Below are 19439 nucleotides of genomic sequence, written 5' to 3' on the forward strand. Positions count from 1 at the left end.
ACCACCTGTGCGAAGGCCGTTTGGTCCGCCGGGTGAGGCCGTATTTTGAGAGCTGAAAGGGAATTCGATGAACAAGGCACTTACCGACGGGGTGGTCTTCATGCCGCCTCCCTTCGCTGATGGGCTGGATGTCTGGTCCAGCGGGGATGGATCACCCGGCAGCCCCACGTATGATGGCGCGTTTAATGCTGCTCTGGTTCCGGCGGATCAGGATTTTGATGGATGCCTTGAGCTTTTCAAAAGCGACAATTCGGTCAAGCTGACCTATATGGGGCAGACTGATTTTGAGCAGGGGTGTTACCTGCGCATCTCCGCGAAAGTAAAAGCCATCAGCGGTCCGCTGCCGTCGGTACGCGTTGTCGCAAAGCCGTTCAAATCCGGTGGGGCGCACGCAACGGGCTATGTTGAGCAATCCGCGAGTATACCACTCATTTCCTACGGAGAAGTCGTTGAAATTTCAGCGATTATCGGATCGGGATCGCGCAACGGGGTGGACATGATCTGGGGCGCTGATGTGGCCTATGGCCATCTTGGGCTGGAATTCACCGGGTCAAATGGCGCTGTCATCCGCATTGATGATATCGTGATTGAAGACATCACCGGCGCCTATCTGCGTGACATGATGGATTGGGTCGATGTCCGGGACTTTGGCGCCGCCGGGGATGGCAGCACCAATGATCATGCGGCCTTCCTTGCCGCAGATGCCGCCGCAAACGGGCGCACAGTCCTTGTGCCGGAAGGAAGCTATCGGATCACCTCGAATCTTACAATACACGCCGATATGCGGTTCGAGGGCACCATATCGATGCCGGACAATGTCTATTTGTCACTCACGCGCAGTTTCGACCTGCCCACCTATATCGATGCGTTCGGGGGCGAGATGCTCGGGTTCAAGAAAGCGTTTCAGGCGCTCTTGAACTATGCCGATCATGAGATCCTTGACATGTGTGGCCGCCGCATCGATGTGACCGAGCCTATCGACCTGCAGGCGGCCTATGCCAGTTCGGACCAGTTCCTGATCCGCCGGGTGATCAAGAACGGGCAGTTCTATGTGATTGACGGGCCGGAATGGGATGTGGACAGCACCTCTGCCACCGGCAGCTATAATCCGAACAACCCCTATGTCCTGAGCAGCGTCAGCAATATCAACGCCATTCAAGTTGGCGCACGTGTCACCGGGAACGGTGTGGGGCGTGAGGTCTATGTGCGGGACGTGGATACGGCAAACAATATCGTGACCCTGTCGCAGGCACTCTATGGTCCGAGCGCCTCGCAGAATTACACGTTCATCAACTACAAATATGTCCTCGATTTTGGCGGGTTTGCCAAGATCCACCGCATGACGATTTCCGAGGTGGAGTTCCAGTGCAACGGCCATGCCTCTGGGGTGCGCCTTGCCCGCGATGGAGAAAACGCAATCTTTCAGGATTGTTTCTTCATCAAACCAAAGGATCGCGGCATCACTTCAATCGGTCGCGGCTGTCAGGACCTGCATATCGAACGCTGCCAGTTCATCTCGAACGAGCAGGGGTTGGCGGCCACAGCCCGCACGTCATGGGCGTTCAACATGAACGCAAATGACGCCAAGATCCGTGACAACCGGTTCCAGCGTATGGGCGGCACCGCAGTGATGCACGGGTCAAATCACATCATCCAGGGCAACCACATGTTCCAAGGGGATGAGGTGGACCAGGGGCCACGCACTTCAGGGCTGGTCTTTACATATGAAAACAACAACACGGTGATCACCGGCAATTATATCGACAATTGCTCGATTGAACTGAACAACGAACATGACGCCTTTCCTGATTTCAGTTCGGAATACTCCTTTGGCGGCATGACGATCACCAACAACATCTTTGTCACCATCGATGCCGCCCCATGGTTCAACTTCATCATAGTCAAACCTTTTGGGACGGGGCACTACGTTTCCGGCATGCATGTCACGGGCAACACGTTCCGGGCCTATCTGGGGACCATTAACCGGGTCGACGGGGTATCAACCACCCATGCCACGCTGAATGGCTGGAGCTACCGAAACCTCACCTTCCAGAACAATTCCTATTTCGGGATCAATCAGCGCACGTCCTCGCCGGTGATGCTGCAATTTGACCAAAACAGCAACGCGTCGACCTGGAATTTGGATGCGGGCGACTATATGCCGTTTGGCGGCAAGGCACGTCGATGCGAGAGCCTGGTGTTTGAAGATGGATTGAAGGACAGTTCAAACTCGGCGGTGCATGACATGCCACTGGTCAAGCTGGCACAGGGCAGTTCAAACCAGCTGGTTCAGTTGAAATGGCCCCGTTCGGTGCGTGGTAAAGTCTATGCAACGATCCGAACCGACAACCCGATCTGAACGGCCCTGAGGGCCTGTTTCACCGATCGCCCTGACGTTTTGTCAGGGCGGTTTTGTGTGTGTCGAGGCGCAAATTCAGGGGCAGTGTCACGAGCTCATCGTGCAGGATTGTACCGATGAGGACGTCCGCAGTTCGCAGGTCAGGTAGTTGTGAATTTGAATGCCAAACTTATTATTTTTTGACGCCGATCAAGGCATCAGAGCCGCAGATCAGATACACTGGATCCATATTCAAAAATGGGACAGATAGGAGGATTGTGCATGGTGCAAACGAGCCAGCCGAAGAGTGTAGTTGAGGCGAAAAAAGATGCCAAAAATGCCGATGGAGCAGAGGCGACGCCGATCCTGAACGGACCGGATGGTGCGCCGAGCACTGCTGCAGGCGGGAAGGTGTCACCGCAAGATGACACAGGCTTTCCACAAGTGTCGGCCGACCAGATCCGCGAAACATTTGAAAACGGAAAATACCCCTATGATGTGAAGCTTGGGCGCAAGGAATATGAGCGCCAGAAAAGCAAGCTTCAGGCTGAACTTTTGAAGGTTCAGAAATGGGTCGGTGAGACCGGGCAGAAATTTGTGCTGCTGTTCGAGGGACGCGATGCGGCGGGCAAGGGCGGCACCATCAAGCGGTTCATGGAGCATCTGAACCCGCGTGAAGCTCGCGTTGTCGCTCTGAACAAACCCACCGATGAAGAGCGCGGCCAGTGGTTTTACCAGCGCTATATCTCGCAGTTGCCGACCAAGGGTGAAATGGCATTCTATGACCGCTCTTGGTACAACCGCGCTGGAGTGGAGCGTGTGATGGGATTTTGCACGCCAAATGATTATCTCGAGTTCATGCGCCAGACGCCGGAATATGAACGGATGCTGACCCGCTCGGGGATCCGCCTCTATAAATACTGGTTCTCGGTGACACGCGAAGAGCAGAAACGCCGGTTCGACTCGCGCAAGGATGACCCGTTGAAGCGTTGGAAACTCTCGCCTGTTGATGTGGCGTCGCTGTCGAAATGGGACGATTATACCGAAGCGAAAGAGGCGATGTTTTTCTACACGGACACCGCAGATGCGCCCTGGACCATCATCAAGTCGAATGACAAGAAACGCGCCCGGCTTGAGTGCATGCGCCACTTCCTGTCGACCGTCGACTATCCCGACAAGGACCACGAGCTTGTGGGGCATCCCGATCCACTGATCGTGGGACAGGCCAGTCAGGTGATCCATAATGCGGACCACATCTTGGGGGCCAGCCTGCACCCGCATCATCGACGCGGCGGCTGATCCTCAGGCCAATCGTTTTGCGGGGTGGTTTACAAGTTTGTTGTACTCAGAGGTGGCAGGGCAACTTGCCGCCTCTTTTCCTTTGCCCCGTCTGACCCAGCTTGTCAGGGGTCTGTCATGCGCTACACTGGATCCAATTGAGCGCAGTTTTTTCGCAGGTGTGTATGATGGATCGACGGCAGTTTTCGATGATGACCGGGGCGGCAATTCTAGCGGGATGCAATAGCGCCGGACAGAATGTGCCTCAATCCCATCCCCCTGTAACACGGTCAGACAGCCGACGATTTCTGCCCCAGAAGAATGCCGGGCTCGACGCTTGGGTGAACCGGGCCTTTGCCCGTGCCCGCGCCAATGGCATATCAGACCGGACCCTGCGTCGCGCAAAACCTCATATCGGCTTCCTGCCTGAAGTGGTGAACATCGACCGCAACCAGACCGAATTCAAGCGCAGTTTCGAAGATTACCTCGCCATTGCCACATCGGAAAACCGGGTTGCCACGGGGCGCGCGATGCTGCGCAGGCACGCCGGGTTGCTGTCAAAGATCGAAGCCACCTATGGGGTTGAGAAAGAGGTGGTCATCGCCGTCTGGGGGCTTGAGAGCCGATATGGCGCGCGCAAGGGCGATGTGCCCACTCTTTCCGCCCTCGCAACGCTGGCCCATGATGGGCGTCGTGCGCGTCTTTTTGAACGACAGTTTCAGGCGGCGCTGAGAATTCTTGAAAACGGAGATATCACGCCTGCCAGAATGATGGGCAGCTGGGCTGGGGCCATGGGGCACACGCAGTTCATGCCGACAAGTTACCTGTCTTTTGCGGTGGATTTTGACCATGACGGGCGGCGCGACATCTGGAGAGAAACCCCCACAGATGCGCTGGCTTCGGCGGCTGCCTATCTTGCCCGAAACGGCTGGCGCAAAGGGGCGCGCTGGGGGCAAGAGAGCGCAAGCGGGGCGATTGCACCCGCCGGATCTTCTGGTCCACGGTTCAATAAGGGTGCGAATTACCGCGTTTTGGGCAGCTACAACAACGCGCAGAAATATATCATTGGCGTGGGGATCCTATCGGATCTGATTGCCGGACGACCGGGCCTGCGGCATGAATTTGGACCGGATGTCAATGGAATGCGCCTGAAGGACCGGATCGCCCTGCAAAAGGGGCTGGCACGGGCAGGTTACGATGTTGGCGAACCAGATGGGGTGATTGGCCCCAAGACGCTCGCCGCCATAAGTGCCTATGAGCAGGCGCAAGGGCTAACAGTCTCCGGGCAGCCCTCATTGGCGCTTCTGTCCAGGCTTTGATTTCCCCACTTGCGAGAGTGAAAAATTCCATCTAGCGGTGGACGGATGAACACGTTACCGCAATCACTTCCACAACACATGCGCGCCGCGCTGCTTCTGGGCCTTCCGCTGATCGGATCACATCTGGCGCAGTTCGCGATCCAGATCATCGATACCATTATGCTGGGGTGGTACGGGGTCGAGGCATTGGCCTCGGTTGTTCTTGCGGGCACACTCTTCTTTGTTTTGATGATCATGGGGTCAGGTTTTGCCTGGGCGGTGATGCCAATGGTCGCCTCTGCCTCAGAGGCGGGGGATGACACAAGGGTACGGCGGGTCACGCGGATGGGATTCTGGTCTTCAATGATCATTGCCACGCTTGTAATGCCCGCGCTCTGGTGGTCTGAACCTTTACTGCTTGCCATCGGGCAAGAGGCGTCCCTGTCCGCCACCGCGCAGGACTATCTGCGTATTATGGGATGGGGGCTGTATCCGGCGCTGGGCATCATGGTGTTGCGAAGCTATCTTTCAGCGCTTGAGCGCACCAAGGTGGTGCTTTACGCAACACTATTTGCCGCTGTGCTCAACACGGTTCTGAACTATGCGCTGATCTTCGGCAATTTTGGATTCCCTGAAATGGGCGTGCGTGGCGCGGCCACCGCCTCGTTGATCGTGAACCTCGTCACATTTCTTGTGCTGGCCCTATACGCGGTGCGCGTCTTGCCGGAACATACGCTGTTTCAGCGGGTCTGGCGCCCGGATTGGGAAGCATTGCGCGAGGTGGTGCGCATGGGCACCCAGATCGGCCTCACGTCACTGGCCGAAGCGGGGCTGTTTTCGGCCTCGACCGTGGTGATGGGCTGGATTGGGACACTGGAACTTGCAGCACACGGGATTGCGCTGCAGATCGTATCCGCCTTCTTCATGGTGCACATTGGACTGTCCAATGCCGCGACCGTGCGGGCAGGGCGTGCGCTTGGACGCAAGGACGAGACCGGCCTGCGCAAAGGGGCGCTGGCGATCACCATCATTTCCTTTGTCTTTGGCGGTCTGTCTGTGCTGATCTTCATTGGTTTGCCTCACCCCATGATCAGCGCGTTCTTGGATCCTACGGAACCGCTGCGCGACGATATTCTGCGGATCGGGACCTCACTTCTAGTCGTAGCGGCGATTTTCCAGTTTGCGGACGCGGCACAGGTCATGGCTCTGGGGCTTTTGCGCGGGGTACATGACACCAAAGTGCCCATGGTGATTGCCACGATCAGCTATTGGGTGATCGGTGTGCCGATGTCCTACGTGATGGGTGTCCGTTGGGGCTGGGGCGGAGAAGGTGTCTGGGCTGGGCTTGTGCTTGGATTGCTGATCGCCGGTATCTTCATGAGCTGGCGCTTCTGGACGCGTTCCTCACGCCTATCGGGTGGGTAGGGGCTTTGCCCCTCTTGTCTCTTCGAGCCAATTCACCCCAGAATATTTGAAGACCAAAGATGGCAGCATTTCGCGCATCCCTCTTTGGTCTTCAAATATCCCGGGGTGAGGCTGCAAGCCGAGGGGCTGCGCCCCTTTTTTTGACCCTGCATTCCAATACTTGAATAAGAAATTGTCGACCCGTGCGCAGGTGCAATGCCTTGGCATAAGGGGGCATCAGCGCTTTTTCAGCAATCGATCCGCCTTCTTGCGCACCAGAACCGTGCGCAGATCATGCATGGCCAGCAAAAGCGCGTCGGTGATCGCTTCCAATTCATCCTCCGCAGCTTTGCTTTGCGCCCAATGAGCGGTCAGGTTCAGGTGATCCACCGTGCGCAGAATGTCGTCGATATTACGCTGCGCCAGAAGTGCGCGACGCTCTTCCATCCAGTCGGAAATCGCCAGCCGGTCTGCGTCCGATAAGACCCGGTCTCCTTGAGGTTTCACCTCACCGTTGCGAATGTTCACAACGGCAATCTGATCCATGTCGATGCGCCGATGCCGGTTCTCAGTGTCGATGCGAAAGACAAAAGCCCCGTTGTCACGGATGCGGAAGTAATATTCGGGCAGATCTGCCGCCATTCTTGGTGTCCTTAGCTCAGGCTGGCGCAGAAATCCTGAATGCGTGTGCAGGCTTCTTTCAGCGCCTCTTCAGACGTAGCGTAGCTCACTCGGAAGTTCGGGGACAGGCCAAAGGCAGCGCCAAACACCACAGCCACACCTTTTTCTTCCAAAAGCGCCTTGGCAAACACCTCGTCATTCTCAATTTTCACACCGCCTTCCGAGGTTTTTCCTAAGCAGCCCGAAATCGATGGGTAAACGTAAAACGCCCCATCCGGCACCGGACATTCCAACCCTTTGGCGGCGTTCAGCATTTCGACCACCAAATCCCGGCGGCGCACAAACATCTTGTTGTTTTCAGGGATGTAGTCCTGTGTGCCATTGAGCGCTTCAACAGCGGCCCATTGGCTGACGGTGCAGGGGTTTGAAGTCGATTGCGACTGGATCTTGCGCATGGCGGCAATCAGCTCTACCGGACCGGCGGCATAGCCGATCCGCCAGCCGGTCATCGCGTAGGCTTTGGACACTCCGTTGCAGGTGAGCGTGCGGTCATAAAGGCCGGGCTCCACCTCGGCGGGCGTGCAGAAGGTGAAATCGCCATAGGCCAGGTGTTCATACATGTCATCAGTCATCACCCAGACATGAGGATGGCGCATCAACACGTCGGTCAACGCCTTCAATTCCTCACGCGAATAGCCCGCTCCGGTCGGGTTCGAGGGCGAGTTGAACATCAACCATTTGGTCTTCGGGGTGATTGCCGCCTCCAACTGTTCGGCGGTCATGCGAAAGCCGGTCTCAATGGGGCATTCCACCGCCACCGGTTCGCCACCTGCAAGCAGCACCATGTCTGGGTAGCTCACCCAATAGGGCGCCGGGATGATCACCTCGTCACCGGGATTGAGGGTGGCCATCAGCGCATTGTACAGGATCTGTTTGCCACCGGTTCCAACCGATACCTGCGCGGGTGTGTAGTCCAGCCCGTTGTCCCGTTTGAACTTGGCGCAGATCGCCTGTTTTAGCTCGGGGATCCCGTCAACGGCGGTATATTTCGTTTTGCCGGCATCAATGGCAGCCTTCGCAGCATCCTTGATGTTCTGCGGCGTGTCGAAATCAGGCTCTCCCGCGCCAAGGCCGATCACATCCTTTCCTTGGGCTTTCAGCTCTGCTGCAAGGTTGGAAACCGCAATGGTTGGTGAGGGTTTAACGCGGTTCAGTGTCGCAGACAGGAAAGTCATAGCAGGCCTCTGTTTGTATATTGGTCACAAAGCTTCTAGGTTGCGCTGGAATTGCGTTCAAGCATGTTGACGGGAAAAGGGCAGATTGATGGATGATGCAGATCACAACGGCGGTTGGTACTCGGAAGAAGAGGCCACATTTGGCGATCGTCTGGCCGGAGCCCGCGAAGCCGTCGGCATGAGCCAATCCGACCTGGCCCGTCGTTTAGGGGTCAAAGTCAAGACATTGCGCAACTGGGAAAACGATATGTCCGAGCCGCGCGCAAATAAATTGAGCATGGCTTCTGGCGTGTTGAATGTCTCGCTGCGCTGGTTGTTGACGGGCGAAGGGGAAGGTGTGAATAATCCCGAGGATGAAGCTGAGCAAACCCCGGAAATCCGTGACCTGTTGCTGGAAATTCGCGACATCCGCACGCAAATGACCACATCTGCTGATCGGTTGGCAAGACTTGAGAAAAAGTTGCGAAAACGCATGGAAGGAAGTCAGCAATGAGCGGTCAAAATGATGAAATGCTGAACGCTCTTCTGAGTGAATTGCCCGGTGGCCCCGAAGGGGAAACCCCGGAAAACCGCGTGAAACGGCTTGCCATGCGGTCGATGCGTCGCGGGATCAAGGAAATGGACATTATCCTGAAGAAATATGCGGAAGCCCATCTGGTTAAAATGTCCCCTGAGGCGCTTGATGACTATGAGGCGCTGTTGGGCCAAAATGATCAAGACCTCTATCAGTGGGTTTCCGGTCAGGTTGCTGCGCCCGAAGAGTTTGCGCCACTGATCGAGGAAATCGCCATTTTTACCGGCGCGCGGTGAGTGGGGGAACAACTGTTGACGGGATTTGTCGAAAATTTTCTGCAACTCCCCGTCACAATTATCGGCGCATTTAACAGAAAATAATGATTTTGCTCGGAAGACTGTTCGACAAGAAAAATGTCGGAGTAACGAATGAGCATGCATTCCCCCTTTCCGCAGAGCGCCAATCAGGCGTTCGTGAGCCAGTATCTTGACAGCTTGGCCTTGGTCGAGCGACTGCATCGGCTGCTGCTTGATGTGATCAAGGATGAATTTGAACGTGTAGGTGTTCTGGAAGTGAACGCTGTCCAGGCGCTTCTCCTTTTTAACATCGGTGACAACGAAGTGACTGCGGGCGAGCTGAAGTCACGAGGCTATTACCAGGGCTCCAACGTGTCCTACAATCTCAAGAAACTGGTCGAGATGGGGTTCATGCACCATCAACGTTGTGAGGTTGATCGTCGATCCGTGCGCGTGCGGCTGACTGAAAAGGGGCGTCACATCCGGGACATCGTCGCCGGTTTGTTTGAACGTCACGCGGGAGGATTGCAATCGCGTGGGGTTTTGGGCGCGGAAGGCGTTGAGAACATCAATTCAGCGCTGAAACGTGTGGAACGCTATTGGACCGATCAGATCCGCTATATTTATTGACGGGTTACGATCGGGTTGATCAGCTGCTTTGTACGGGGGCGGTAGGAAACGACTATTCCCGACAGTTCGCGTAACAGCTTGCGGGCAATCGCGTTTGTATAATCTTCATAGCCTGCCGCCTGCTCGACAAAGCTGAAAGGGCCGCGAATGACCAGTTCCTGAAAGTATGTGGTCAATTGCTCCAACCCCTCGTGATCATCTGCACCGTCAGGAGAAATCACCAATCCGTTCACAAGGATTTGTCCTAGCAGAGGGGCATCTTCCACCTCGCTGGGCCGTGGTCCCGAGTTTGACATACCATCCCCGGATAAATCCAAGGTGTGTTGCCAGCAGTCCGGGCGTTGCATCAGCAGCTCTGCTCCGAACAGTAACGACTTGCCGATTGCAGTGGACGGATCCCCGGGGCGACGGGTTTGGTGGACGAGCTTTGACGCTATTGCATCAATGTCAGCAAGGCTCTGAATATTATGCCAGGGAATAAGCACCCGCTGATTGTTCGGCCCGCTCCATTCATAGATTGCGAGGGCAACGGGTGCTTCAGGATTTGAAAGCAACACCGAAGTGATATCTTTTCTGCGCAGGGCACTGGCGATTCCGTCAAGTTGCAGGCGATATTCCCGGTCATCCACGGATCCCGAAACATCAATCCCCAGGGCCAGCGCCTGCCGACATGCGGCGGCATTGGATACGCCAGACAAAACACACAGAGAGATCAGCACTGCCAGCCCCGCTCTCAAACCATAAATTGCCCGGCGCAATAGCATTTACCAATGTCCCGTGTTGCCCATACTGGTCCAGGGTTCCTGCGGGGGCAGGGGAGTACCGATCTGCAAAAGTTCAATGGAAATATTGTCGGGTGAGCGGATGAACGCCATGCGCCCGTCATGCGGCGGGCGGTTGATGGTCACGCCATTGTCCATCAGCTGCTGGCACATCTCGTAGATGTTCTCGACACCATAGGCGAGGTGTCCGAAGTGGCGGCTGTCCGACGGCAACCCCTCATCCCCATCCCAATTATACGTCAGTTCCACCGGGCATTCGGACTGACCGGGAGGCGCCATGAAGATCAGCGAAAACCGGCCCTGTTCAAAATCGCGGCGGCTGATTACTTCCAACCCCAGCAGTTCATAAAAGGCCATGCTTTTTTCCAGGTCTTTGACCCGGACCATGGTATGCAGATACTTGATTTCCAACCTGTCTCTCCCGTTGCTGTACCGACCTAACCTAACACATTGTATCAGGTGGGCCAGTTCAGAACTGCGATGTCAGGGACAGACCCACCGATGTTTCTCGTTTGCTGTAGAGAGTAATATTTGATCGGGTATCTGAGTGACGCAGAGTTACAACCGGAGCAAATCCGAAATAGGTGATCTCGCTCAGAATGACATCTGAATGGGCTTCGATTGTTGTGTCGGTTCGACCGTCCACCGAATAGGGCGAGATATCATATTGACGATGAGCTGCGCTCAACCCCAGAGATAGGTTTGCACCTTTAAAAATTTGGCCAAGCGATACATCGACCCCGGCTGATATTTCTTTGTATTCTTGCGATAAATTGTCGGAGAAGCTTTGCTGGGCATCCGCAGAAAGGGTCCAGGTCCGCCCGTCTTGGGGTATCCGATAGCGCATCCCGACCCGTGCCACAGTAAGATCAGCCCTGCTCGGGGCGGCATGGCTTTGGTGATCCACGCGGCCCAGCAACATCAGTTGCCTATTATGCTCACGCGGAAGAAGGAGCTCCGTGCCGAGACTGACGAAATCCGAAAGAACCTCGGTTGCATACCAGTTGCGTCCGAAACGCGCTGACAGATCGAGGCGCGCCTTTGGAAACAATTGCTGGTGCTTGAAAGTCAATGCTGCGGAACTGTACCGGAAATCACTGTTACTCGCGCTCGGTGCCGCATCTTGCGCCGAGGAGCTGAGCCAGCTTTCACGGTGATAAGCTTGAAATCCGAGGAAGGTACGGCTGCGCTGCGTTTCGCGGAAACGGTAGGACAGATCAATCGACACATTTCCCTGAAGGCCCGACAATGCCTGTGCGGTCGGGGACAGCGAGAAGGGCAGGCCAAAAAGCGTGATCGTGTCTTCCGAGGACCCATTGTTCACGTTGGAGTTTGGGGAAAGGCCAAAATCAAGGCGAATATTCCATGGATTTCGATCCTTCAAATATCTGAAATCCCGCCGCAATTGCAGCTTTTGAGCATCAGTTTCGGCGTGGTTTGCGGCACGCCGCAACCAAAACTGACCAGCGGTCTTATTCCCCCGCGAAGATTGCGCTTGCGCCGCGACAAGGGCGGCTGCGAATTTTTGCAAATCGTTTTCTGCGAATGTCCATGCCTGTTTGGCTGTATCGAGCGCATCGCCGTAACGCCCAAGATCCCGCAGTGCGCGGGATTTCAGAACCAGCATGTCGACACGGTTAGGAGTGACCTCAAGCACGGCTTCAGCGAGCGCCAGAGCAAGTTCAGGGTTGCGGGCCTGAAGCGCCAGACGCGTGGCTTCGACCATACCGGTCTTACTCAGTGTGAGGGCTTCGGCATGTACAGACGCGGGCATCAGCCCCAAGAAGATGGCGCTGATGCAATAGTTCAGGATACGCATGGATTAGCGATACAAAATAAAGCCACCGGTTTCACGAGCGATCACACCATCGACGAAGGGATCTTCGCTTGTCACGACGATGATACCCGCCACTTCCATGTCGGCGCCTTCACCAGCGAGAACCGCGTAATAGTTACCGCTTTCATACTGGACAATCTTGTTTTCGGCAGCATCGAAGTAAGTACTGCCGAGTTGGCCAGCGATCTCTCCGGCGTTGTTCATAACGCCCGGTCCAACTTTGAACAGGATCGTCGGCAGTGCCGAGATACCAAGTTCTGCGAGATATGCGCTGGTAAGCTCAGTCCCATTGGTGCTGAAGATGCGGCGGTTGGTCACTTCACCATCTACGCCGGATCCTTGGTTGAAGTCATCAAAGTCGATGCGCATGATCATGTCACCGGTGGCATATTCCAGTCCGCCAGATCCATTGAAGTCCCGAATACCAGCATAGTCACCCGTGAACTGGGCCTGACCAGAGGTGGGGATCGTTACGCCGCCGTTGCGTTCGTAAAGGAAGCCGCCGAAGCCAAATCCCGAATAGGCCCCGGTGCGCACGATTGCGAAACGGGTGATTGGCTTTCCGTCCGCATCAGTGTTGTCACTGACACCATAAAGGGCTTTGTGCGAGAACTGGTTGATCGGTGCGCCGGTCACGCTGTCCTGGAAGATGCTGTCATTTTCGTACACACGGAATCCGTTCAGCGAGGCAACCTGGTTGTCGCGGCTGTAAGTGTTGTCACCATCAAAGGCCAGGTTGTCGACCGAGAACGTGTCATCTGCCGCATTGTATGAGATCGACTGGGCGTAACCATTGCCGCTTCCGTCTTCCTCTTCATAGCGAGTGATGGATCGGCTTGAACTCGGGTTGGTTGTGCCCGGCAAAAGATCGTCATCCCCCGGTCCCGGATTGGTGATCGGGTTGTTTCCGCCATTATCACATGCTGACACTGCAGCGATGAGAATTCCTGCTTTTAATATATTTTTCATGAACCTGCCTCGGGTTTTCGTCGCGTTAATCAGGAACAGACCTCAGGATTTTGTCAAGATTGCAATGAAATTCTATGCAAATTCCTTGCGGTGTGTGGTGATTGCGCCGCTTCTTGCATTCCTACGTCATCTAGCAGTTCAGATCGGCGACCGGACTAGATATAGTGGCCCCAGTCACATCCAGAGAGAGATTCGCCATGTCCCTGAGCCCTGAGCAGAAAGCCGAGATCGAAGAGCAACGCAGCCAGTCTAACAAGACTTTGCGTGTGGTCAGCGAGGGGATGGAGAAACATCTCTATACGGCGCATGAGGTTCTCGACCACGGATTTGTCCGCGTGATCGACTATATGGGCGACGATGCCGCGATCTGTCAGGCCGCGCGGGTGAGCTATGGCAAGGGCACCAAATCGGTGCAGAATGACGCCGGTTTGATCCGCTACCTGATGCGCCACTGGCACTCAACCCCGTTCGAAATGTGCGAAATCAAACTGCATGTGAAACTGCCGGTCTTTGTGGCACGCCAATGGATCCGCCACCGCACCGCCAATGTGAATGAATATTCAGCCCGTTATTCCATTCTGGATCGGGAGTTTTACATCCCCGCACCGGAGCATGTCGCTGCGCAATCCGTGGTGAACAACCAAGGCCGCGGGGCAGCGCTTCAGGGCGAAGAGGCCGCGCGGGTTCTGGAAATCCTCAAGGCCGACAGCAACCGGGCCTATGATCACTATGAAGAGATGATCTCGCAGGATGGTCAGGACGGTCTGGCGCGCGAGCTTGCCCGGATGAACCTGCCCGCAAACATCTATACCCAGTGGTATTGGAAAGTGGACCTGCACAACCTCTTCCACTTCCTGCGCCTGCGCGCCGACCACCACGCCCAATATGAAATCCGCGTCTACGCCGACGCCATGTGCAAGATCGTCGCCGACTGGGTGCCCGCCGCTTACGGCGCATTCGAAGACTACCGCATGGGCGGCGCCAACATGTCCGGCCGCGCCATGGACTGCGTCCGTCGGATGCTGAAAGGCGAAGAGGTCACGCAGGAAAACTCGGGTATGTCGAAGGGCGAATGGCGTGAGTTTGAGGCGGAGTTGAATGGGTGATGAACGGTCGGGGCTAAGCCCCGATCATTTGATCTGGGGGATCAAATGAAGTGAAGAACGGGCGCGCTGCAAAGCGCGGCCATTATGCAAGTGGGAGACATTAGATGGGGGATTTACCCTGGATCTCTGCAATTAAGCAGGTATTAGAAAACTCGCCAGATCCAATGCATTACAAAACGATTGCAGAAGAGATTTCAAAACTGGAGTTGCGGGCTAGCATTGGCGCAACACCCGCTAATACAGTGAATGCTTACATCAACACATCAATTAACAATGATGGTGACCAAAGCCCGTTCGTGAAGGCCGGGCGCGGTTACTATTTTTTGAAGTCCAAACTGGCCTCGATGGAAGTTAAAAATACTTCTGAGCAAGAAAGTGACCAAAAGGCTTCGGGAGTTGTTCAAGCCTTAGGCATGTACTGGCGCCATACTGATGTTGAATGGAAGTCGTCACCACGGTTGCTTGGTCAAGAGCAGGTGGGTTCGGATGTTGTAGATTTTAGTGAACAAGTTGGGGTCTATATTCTTCATGATCGCGACCGTGTCGTTTATGTTGGTCGAACGACAGATAGACCTATAGGGCAACGACTGTTTGAGCACACAAAAGGCAGATTGAATGGACGGTGGGATAGATTTTCGTGGTTCGGATTGAAATCAGTCAGTGAGAGTGGTGAACTGAGCGATGTAAATCTTCAGGGTAATGACGCAGATGTAATTATCGCCACTTTGGAATCGGTTTTGATCGAGGCGTTGGAACCGCCTCAGAACCGCAAACGCGGAGATCAACTTTCGACAGTTGAATATCTCCAAGTGGCGGATCCTGAAAAAAACAAAGCGGTCGCTATGGCGATGCAAGCTATGATGTCGGCTATAGTTGGAGAGTGACCCCCAAAAAGAAAACCCCCGCCAACCTCTCGGTTCGCGGGGGTTCTTTAATTTCCCTAAGCGGGAAACCTCTTAGGCCAGCTCGAGGTTGGCAGCAGAGGTTTTGCCATTACGGCCGGTTTCCAGCTCGTAGTTGACTTTTTGGTTGTCCTGCAGTTCACGCAGGCCGGCGCGCTCAACGGCCGAGATGTGCACAAAGATGTCTGCGCCGCCGTCGTCGGGTTGAATGAAGCCGTAGCCTTTAGTGCTGTTGAACCATTTTACGGTGCCTGAAGCCATTTCCGTATTCTCCTAATTTATGCCACCCACAACATGCGGTGACCCTGGTAGCGCAGTCTTGAACTTACCGACTGCGTAGTGAGAAGGCGGAAGATAGTCTGTCGTACAGAACTCACATGGCCTGTCGCGAAGGGAAAATCAAGGCTTTCCTGCAATTGTTCCTGTCTGTCTGTCTTGTTCTTGCAATCATCAGCGCCCATAACGGGGCAAGTTTGAACACAAAACGTGACAAAAAAATGACAGGAGGGGCATGATGCGGTTCTGGGGTTTGAAAAACTGCGATTCCTGCAAGAAGGCGCAGAAGGCTTTGGTGGCTGCTGGGTATGATCTGAATGTGACGGATGTGCGGGCAGATGGTGTTGCGCCCGAAGATCTGGCGCGATTTCATGGGGTGTTCGGAGAGGCATTGGTCAATAAGCGTTCAACCACCTGGCGCGGCCTGTCGGAGGACGAGCGGGCAGGGGATCCTCTTTTACTTCTGGCGACTTACCCGACGCTTATGAAGCGTCCAGTTGTTGAAAAAGGGGATCAGTTGACGTTGGGTTGGGACAAGAAAACAAGCGCCCTGTGGTTGGACACGGCCAGCTGACCCCCTATCTCCTAACGCAAAGAGGAGTGAGTATATGCGCAACGCTGCATTGGTTTTGGGGATCATCGCCGGGATCTGGGGGATGGTCGTCGGGTTTTTCGGGTATGGCTATACCGAGCTGATCGACCGGTTTGGGGAGCTGCCGGATCTGGCGGAGCAGGTGGATCACCCGGCCCGCGTGCGCGCTTTTGCGCTGATTGCGCCTCTGCTGGCGCTGGCCGGTGGGGCCATGGCTCGGTCGGTGGCGCAAATCGGCGGAGTATTGCTGCTGGCCTCGGCGGCAGGCATGTATTTCGCCTTTGGCTATGGCGTCTTTACCATGTTCCCAATTGCACTGGCGGGGCTTGGGGGGATTTTGGCAATTGCAGCTATCAAACCCGATTCGCATTGAGTAAAAAAAATGCCCCGTCGGGACAGACGGGGCGGGGTACTTGGTACATATAGGGTGAGGCGTTAACGCAGCTTTAGGAAACGATCGGCTGACAATGGTCCGGCCCCTTTGATCACCAAGGTGATCAGCACCACCATCCAGAAGAGGCGCTGATCAAGGATCAGGCTGTCGGGGATGCGGTCAAACCACGCGCCCAGTGTTTCGGGATGCTGAAGGGCGTCATGACCAAAAAGATCGGTGAGCGTTTGCACCACGACAAAGCCGATCATGCCCACTGCTGCGAGGCGAGTGAACAGGCCAATGATCAACAGGAGCGGCAGAATGAACTCGGCCAATGTGCCTGCAATCACGACCAGCGTGTGAAACGCGCTAAGCTCGCTGGCATTATAGTTCACGGCTTCCATCGCCTTGGGGAAAATCTGCGCATAGGCGCCCAGCGAGGGGCTGAACACGCCAAAAATCCCGTCGCCGAGTTTGGTCATGGCCGAGGCCCAGAAATAACCTGCCAGCGTGGCGGCAAAAGTGAATCTGGCCATGAGCGGCAGTATCGCCGGGGCGAGGTTCTCGACCTTCTCGGCCGGTAAATTGTGCATAGTTACAAGAACGTTCATCGTTATCCCCTATCGATCTTGATGATGGCGTGCCCGGCAAAGAGCGCGCCCAGCGTTATGGTTAGGTCGAAATCGGCCACTTCTGATGTGGCTAGACCCAGAGCCGTGCCGAAGGTGCTCCCCTTCAAAAGCGCTTCGACGAAAGTTGCGCCGCCCATTGGCAGACGTTGCGCAATCGGATCAAACCCTTTGCGCGAAATCAGGATGTCTTCGGGTGACATTACCGGCGATGGACCGTCTTGCATGTTGTATTCCCAGATCGAAAGCGCTGGAAAATCGGATCGCAGGATCTCGACCGCGGGTGCGAGGGTGAGACGTGCATCCATCAAGTCAGCCTGACTTAGCGCGGTCAGTTTCACAGGATCAATCGCCTCGCTGTCACCCGCGTGATAGGCGCGGCGCAAGGCGAGTTCGAGCTTGGCCACATCGGGCAGGTATTTCAGGTGTACCGTACCGGGGAAGCCCACGAGGAACTGGGGGATGGCGGCGCCATAATGCATCATCATTTGCGAGGATGGTGGATGGATCCGCAGATAAACCAGCGCCATTTGGCGAAAGAACTCTTCGCCCAGAAGTTTGACCAGAACCGGAAACCCCTCGGCCAGCGCGGTGGCCAGAGAATGGGCCACGTTATTGCGATAAACATCGAAGCGTTTTTCGGCCTGCAATCCATCTGGATTGACCAGCCCTTCGGGGGCGGGGGTGCTGGGGTCGAGCATTGCTGTGCGAAACGCGGTTTGGCTGACCTCGGATGATTTGGGTTTCACATCAATATTCATGCGGGCACCTGCCGTGTTGAGGCAGCGGCCAAGTGGTTTGTGGCATGGGCAGCTTCGGCTTCCAATTCTGGAAACTCTGGCACATCATTGTCCCATTCCACCAGAGCAGGGCGTGCGCCCCCTTTGGCTACCACGTAATCAAACAGCGCCCAAACCGGTTCATCGACGGGTTTGCCATGGCTGTCGATCAAGAGTTTGCGGCCAAGCTCGTCGGCATCCTCGTCATGACCAGCAAGGTGAAATTCCTCCACCAGTTCAAGCGGGTAGGCGTCGATATAGGCGCGCGGATCAAATTCGAGATTGGTGGCAGAGATAAAGACATTGTTCACGTCAAGAAGCAGGCCGCAACCGGTACGACGAGCGATCTCGCGGATGAAATCGGGCTCGGACCAGGTGCTTTCCGCAAAGGCCAGATAAGAGGAGGGATTTTCCAAGAGCATCTTGCGGCCAAGGAATTCCTGCACTTCGTTTATATGGCGGGTTACACGGGCAAGCGTGTCATTTGTATATGGTAGTGGCAGCAGATCGTTCAGGAACTGGCTGTCATGGGTGGACCAGGCAAGATGTTCGGAAAACTTTGCAGGGTTCAGCCAATCAACAAGTTTCTTCAAGCGTGCCAGATGTTCGGGGTCCAGCTGGCTCTCTCCACCGATTGACAGGCCCACACCATGGACCGATATCGGGAAACGCTCTGACAGATGTTTCAGTTGTGCAAGGGGCCTTCCACCGTCGCCCATGTAGTTTTCGGCGTGGATCTCAAGCCAGGTGACAGCGCCAGGATCTTCCATCAAATCGTTGTAATGCTGTGGTTTGTAACCAACACCTACAGAATTGGGCAGGGCCTTTTTGGGACCAGATTTTGGAGATGTGTCCAGCATTAAAAGCTCCTGGTGGCTTGGGCGTTGGGGTGAAACTCCATCCGTTCAAGCAGCTGTGTGTGAAAATTCGAGAATGGGTCGGCCCGGTTTTACGGCAGGGCCGACCCTGAAAATGAGCGGGCAGGGCCCGCAAAGTGTCTTATGACGCCGGCAGGTTCATTTCGGTTTCGGTCAGCGAACCTTTCATCATCTTGCCTGAAGCATCGGTGATTTCCATGGTTTCGCAGGTGCCGGCCGGGACCAGTTTCCAGGCATTGCCTTGGTAATCCACAGTTGACGAACCAGCGCAGGTGGTGCCGGGGCCAGCTTTGCAGTCATTTTGACCAGCCAGCGAAACACCGAAGCATTTTTCCTGATCGCCATCAGCAAGGGCGGCGGTTGCGTTTGCGGCGACGGCTGCGGATACGGCACCCAGAACGGCGATGGTTTTTGCTTTCGACATGTGTACTTCCTTTCAGGTTTTAAACTCGTTCCGTGCCACGCGCTGTGCTGAGTTGGTTGCTCGAGGCCGGTAAAGAAAAGTTAGGCGGCCTGACCCAAGCTCTCCACTCACGAGGACGTTAGTCACGGGGGCGTTATTAACTAGGCGTTTTTTATTCACGGAACCGTGATCTGGCGGAAGGCGGTGATTGGGAAATATTACATAAAAACAACGCTTAACGAGAGAGGCACAGAGGTGTTGCATATGTGTTCTTATGTCAGTGGCAACGTAATAATTGT

The 19439-nt window shown here is 55.3% G+C and carries 22 protein-coding genes; 11 read left to right on the forward strand and 11 right to left on the reverse strand.

Annotation, left to right across the window (positions count from 1 at the left end; genetic code table 11):
• Window positions 1-67: 67 nt before the first annotated feature.
• The 4 genes from O2N63_RS09125 (at window position 68) to O2N63_RS09140 (ending at window position 6339) form a co-directional block, all read left to right on the forward strand.
• Window positions 68-2359, forward strand: coding sequence for a glycosyl hydrolase family 28-related protein (locus O2N63_RS09125; protein WP_271053957.1), 2292 nt, complete (start codon window positions 68-70; stop codon window positions 2357-2359).
• A gap of 261 nt (window positions 2360-2620) precedes the next feature.
• A complete protein-coding gene (gene ppk2 / locus O2N63_RS09130; RefSeq protein WP_408629799.1) occupies window positions 2621-3637 on the forward strand; it encodes a polyphosphate kinase 2 in 1017 nt (338 codons plus the stop codon).
• Window positions 3638-3801: 164 nt separating this feature from the next.
• A complete protein-coding gene (locus O2N63_RS09135) occupies window positions 3802-4935 on the forward strand; it encodes a lytic murein transglycosylase (RefSeq protein ID WP_271053958.1) in 1134 nt (377 codons plus the stop codon).
• 45 nt (window positions 4936-4980) lie between these two features.
• Window positions 4981-6339, forward strand: a complete 1359-nt coding sequence (locus O2N63_RS09140; protein ID WP_271053959.1) for an MATE family efflux transporter — start codon at window positions 4981-4983, stop codon at window positions 6337-6339.
• A gap of 216 nt (window positions 6340-6555) precedes the next feature.
• Here the strand turns inward: O2N63_RS09140 and O2N63_RS09145 are convergent, their stop codons facing one another.
• Both O2N63_RS09145 and O2N63_RS09150 read right to left on the reverse strand, forming a co-directional pair.
• Window positions 6556-6960 (reverse strand): hypothetical protein, encoded by a 405-nt coding sequence (locus O2N63_RS09145; RefSeq protein WP_271053960.1) that lies wholly within the window; start codon window positions 6958-6960, stop codon window positions 6556-6558.
• Between the two features lie 11 nt (window positions 6961-6971).
• Complete coding sequence (locus O2N63_RS09150) at window positions 6972-8174, reverse strand: pyridoxal phosphate-dependent aminotransferase (protein ID WP_271053961.1); 1203 nt, start codon at window positions 8172-8174, stop codon at window positions 6972-6974.
• 88 nt (window positions 8175-8262) lie between these two features.
• Between O2N63_RS09150 and O2N63_RS09155 the strand changes: the two genes are divergently transcribed.
• The 3 genes from O2N63_RS09155 (at window position 8263) to O2N63_RS09165 (ending at window position 9614) form a co-directional block, all read left to right on the forward strand.
• A complete protein-coding gene (locus O2N63_RS09155) occupies window positions 8263-8667 on the forward strand; it encodes a helix-turn-helix domain-containing protein (RefSeq protein ID WP_271053962.1) in 405 nt (134 codons plus the stop codon).
• A 17-nt stretch (window positions 8668-8684) separates the two neighbouring features.
• Window positions 8685-8984: an FAD assembly factor SdhE gene (locus O2N63_RS09160; protein ID WP_271054211.1), complete on the forward strand. Its 300-nt coding sequence runs from the start codon at window positions 8685-8687 to the stop codon at window positions 8982-8984.
• 132 nt (window positions 8985-9116) lie between these two features.
• Window positions 9117-9614: a MarR family winged helix-turn-helix transcriptional regulator gene (locus tag O2N63_RS09165; protein WP_271053963.1), complete on the forward strand. Its 498-nt coding sequence runs from the start codon at window positions 9117-9119 to the stop codon at window positions 9612-9614.
• On the opposite strand, the gene O2N63_RS09170 is transcribed toward O2N63_RS09165, so the two are convergent.
• Genes O2N63_RS09170 through O2N63_RS09185 form a run of 4 tightly spaced genes read right to left on the reverse strand, consistent with a single transcriptional unit; the run spans window position 9608 to window position 13202 of the window.
• Window positions 9608-10333 (reverse strand): DUF1194 domain-containing protein, encoded by a 726-nt coding sequence (locus O2N63_RS09170; protein ID WP_271053964.1) that lies wholly within the window; start codon window positions 10331-10333, stop codon window positions 9608-9610. The two genes, O2N63_RS09165 and O2N63_RS09170, sit on opposite strands and share 7 nt — an antisense overlap.
• Window positions 10334-10378: 45 nt before the next feature.
• Window positions 10379-10807, reverse strand: a complete 429-nt coding sequence (locus tag O2N63_RS09175; RefSeq protein ID WP_271053965.1) for a VOC family protein — start codon at window positions 10805-10807, stop codon at window positions 10379-10381.
• A gap of 58 nt (window positions 10808-10865) precedes the next feature.
• Window positions 10866-12215: a surface lipoprotein assembly modifier gene (locus tag O2N63_RS09180; RefSeq protein ID WP_271053966.1), complete on the reverse strand. Its 1350-nt coding sequence runs from the start codon at window positions 12213-12215 to the stop codon at window positions 10866-10868.
• A 3-nt stretch (window positions 12216-12218) separates the two neighbouring features.
• Complete coding sequence (locus O2N63_RS09185) at window positions 12219-13202, reverse strand: hypothetical protein (RefSeq protein WP_271053967.1); 984 nt, start codon at window positions 13200-13202, stop codon at window positions 12219-12221.
• Between the two features lie 197 nt (window positions 13203-13399).
• On the opposite strand from O2N63_RS09185, the gene thyX reads away from it, so the two are divergent.
• On the forward strand, window positions 13400-14308 hold the full coding sequence (thyX, locus tag O2N63_RS09190) for an FAD-dependent thymidylate synthase (RefSeq protein ID WP_271053968.1): 909 nt from the start codon (window positions 13400-13402) through the stop codon (window positions 14306-14308).
• Window positions 14309-14412: 104 nt separating this feature from the next.
• Window positions 14413-15192: an HTH domain-containing protein gene (locus tag O2N63_RS09195; RefSeq protein ID WP_271053969.1), complete on the forward strand. Its 780-nt coding sequence runs from the start codon at window positions 14413-14415 to the stop codon at window positions 15190-15192.
• Between the two features lie 72 nt (window positions 15193-15264).
• Here O2N63_RS09195 and O2N63_RS09200 read toward each other — a convergent pair whose 3' ends face one another.
• Window positions 15265-15471, reverse strand: a complete 207-nt coding sequence (locus tag O2N63_RS09200) for a cold-shock protein (RefSeq protein WP_271053970.1) — start codon at window positions 15469-15471, stop codon at window positions 15265-15267.
• Window positions 15472-15724: 253 nt separating this feature from the next.
• Between O2N63_RS09200 and O2N63_RS09205 the strand changes: the two genes are divergently transcribed.
• Window positions 15725-16060 (forward strand): arsenate reductase family protein, encoded by a 336-nt coding sequence (locus tag O2N63_RS09205; RefSeq protein ID WP_271053971.1) that lies wholly within the window; start codon window positions 15725-15727, stop codon window positions 16058-16060.
• A 34-nt stretch (window positions 16061-16094) separates the two neighbouring features.
• Window positions 16095-16451 (forward strand): hypothetical protein, encoded by a 357-nt coding sequence (locus O2N63_RS09210; protein ID WP_271053972.1) that lies wholly within the window; start codon window positions 16095-16097, stop codon window positions 16449-16451.
• Between the two features lie 62 nt (window positions 16452-16513).
• Here O2N63_RS09210 and O2N63_RS09215 read toward each other — a convergent pair whose 3' ends face one another.
• The 4 genes from O2N63_RS09215 to O2N63_RS09230 all read right to left on the reverse strand — a co-directional run bounded on the left by O2N63_RS09215 (window position 16514) and on the right by O2N63_RS09230 (window position 19161).
• Window positions 16514-17062: a DoxX family membrane protein gene (locus tag O2N63_RS09215; RefSeq protein ID WP_271053973.1), complete on the reverse strand. Its 549-nt coding sequence runs from the start codon at window positions 17060-17062 to the stop codon at window positions 16514-16516.
• Window positions 17063-17064: 2 nt separating this feature from the next.
• Window positions 17065-17841, reverse strand: a complete 777-nt coding sequence (locus tag O2N63_RS09220) for an HvfC/BufC N-terminal domain-containing protein (protein ID WP_271053974.1) — start codon at window positions 17839-17841, stop codon at window positions 17065-17067.
• Entirely contained in the window at window positions 17838-18719 is an 882-nt protein-coding gene (gene bufB / locus O2N63_RS09225) for an MNIO family bufferin maturase (protein WP_271053975.1), read from the reverse strand. Before bufB ends, O2N63_RS09220 begins: the two co-directional genes overlap by 4 nt.
• Window positions 18720-18858: 139 nt before the next feature.
• Window positions 18859-19161 carry a BufA1 family periplasmic bufferin-type metallophore gene (locus tag O2N63_RS09230; RefSeq protein ID WP_271053976.1) on the reverse strand — a complete coding sequence of 101 codons (303 nt, stop codon included), beginning with the start codon at window positions 19159-19161 and terminating at the stop codon, window positions 18859-18861.
• Between the last annotated feature and the right edge of the window lie 278 nt (window positions 19162-19439).

It is taken from the genome of Aliiroseovarius salicola (genome assembly GCF_027891095.1).
Lineage (GTDB): Bacteria > Pseudomonadota > Alphaproteobacteria > Rhodobacterales > Rhodobacteraceae > Aliiroseovarius > Aliiroseovarius salicola.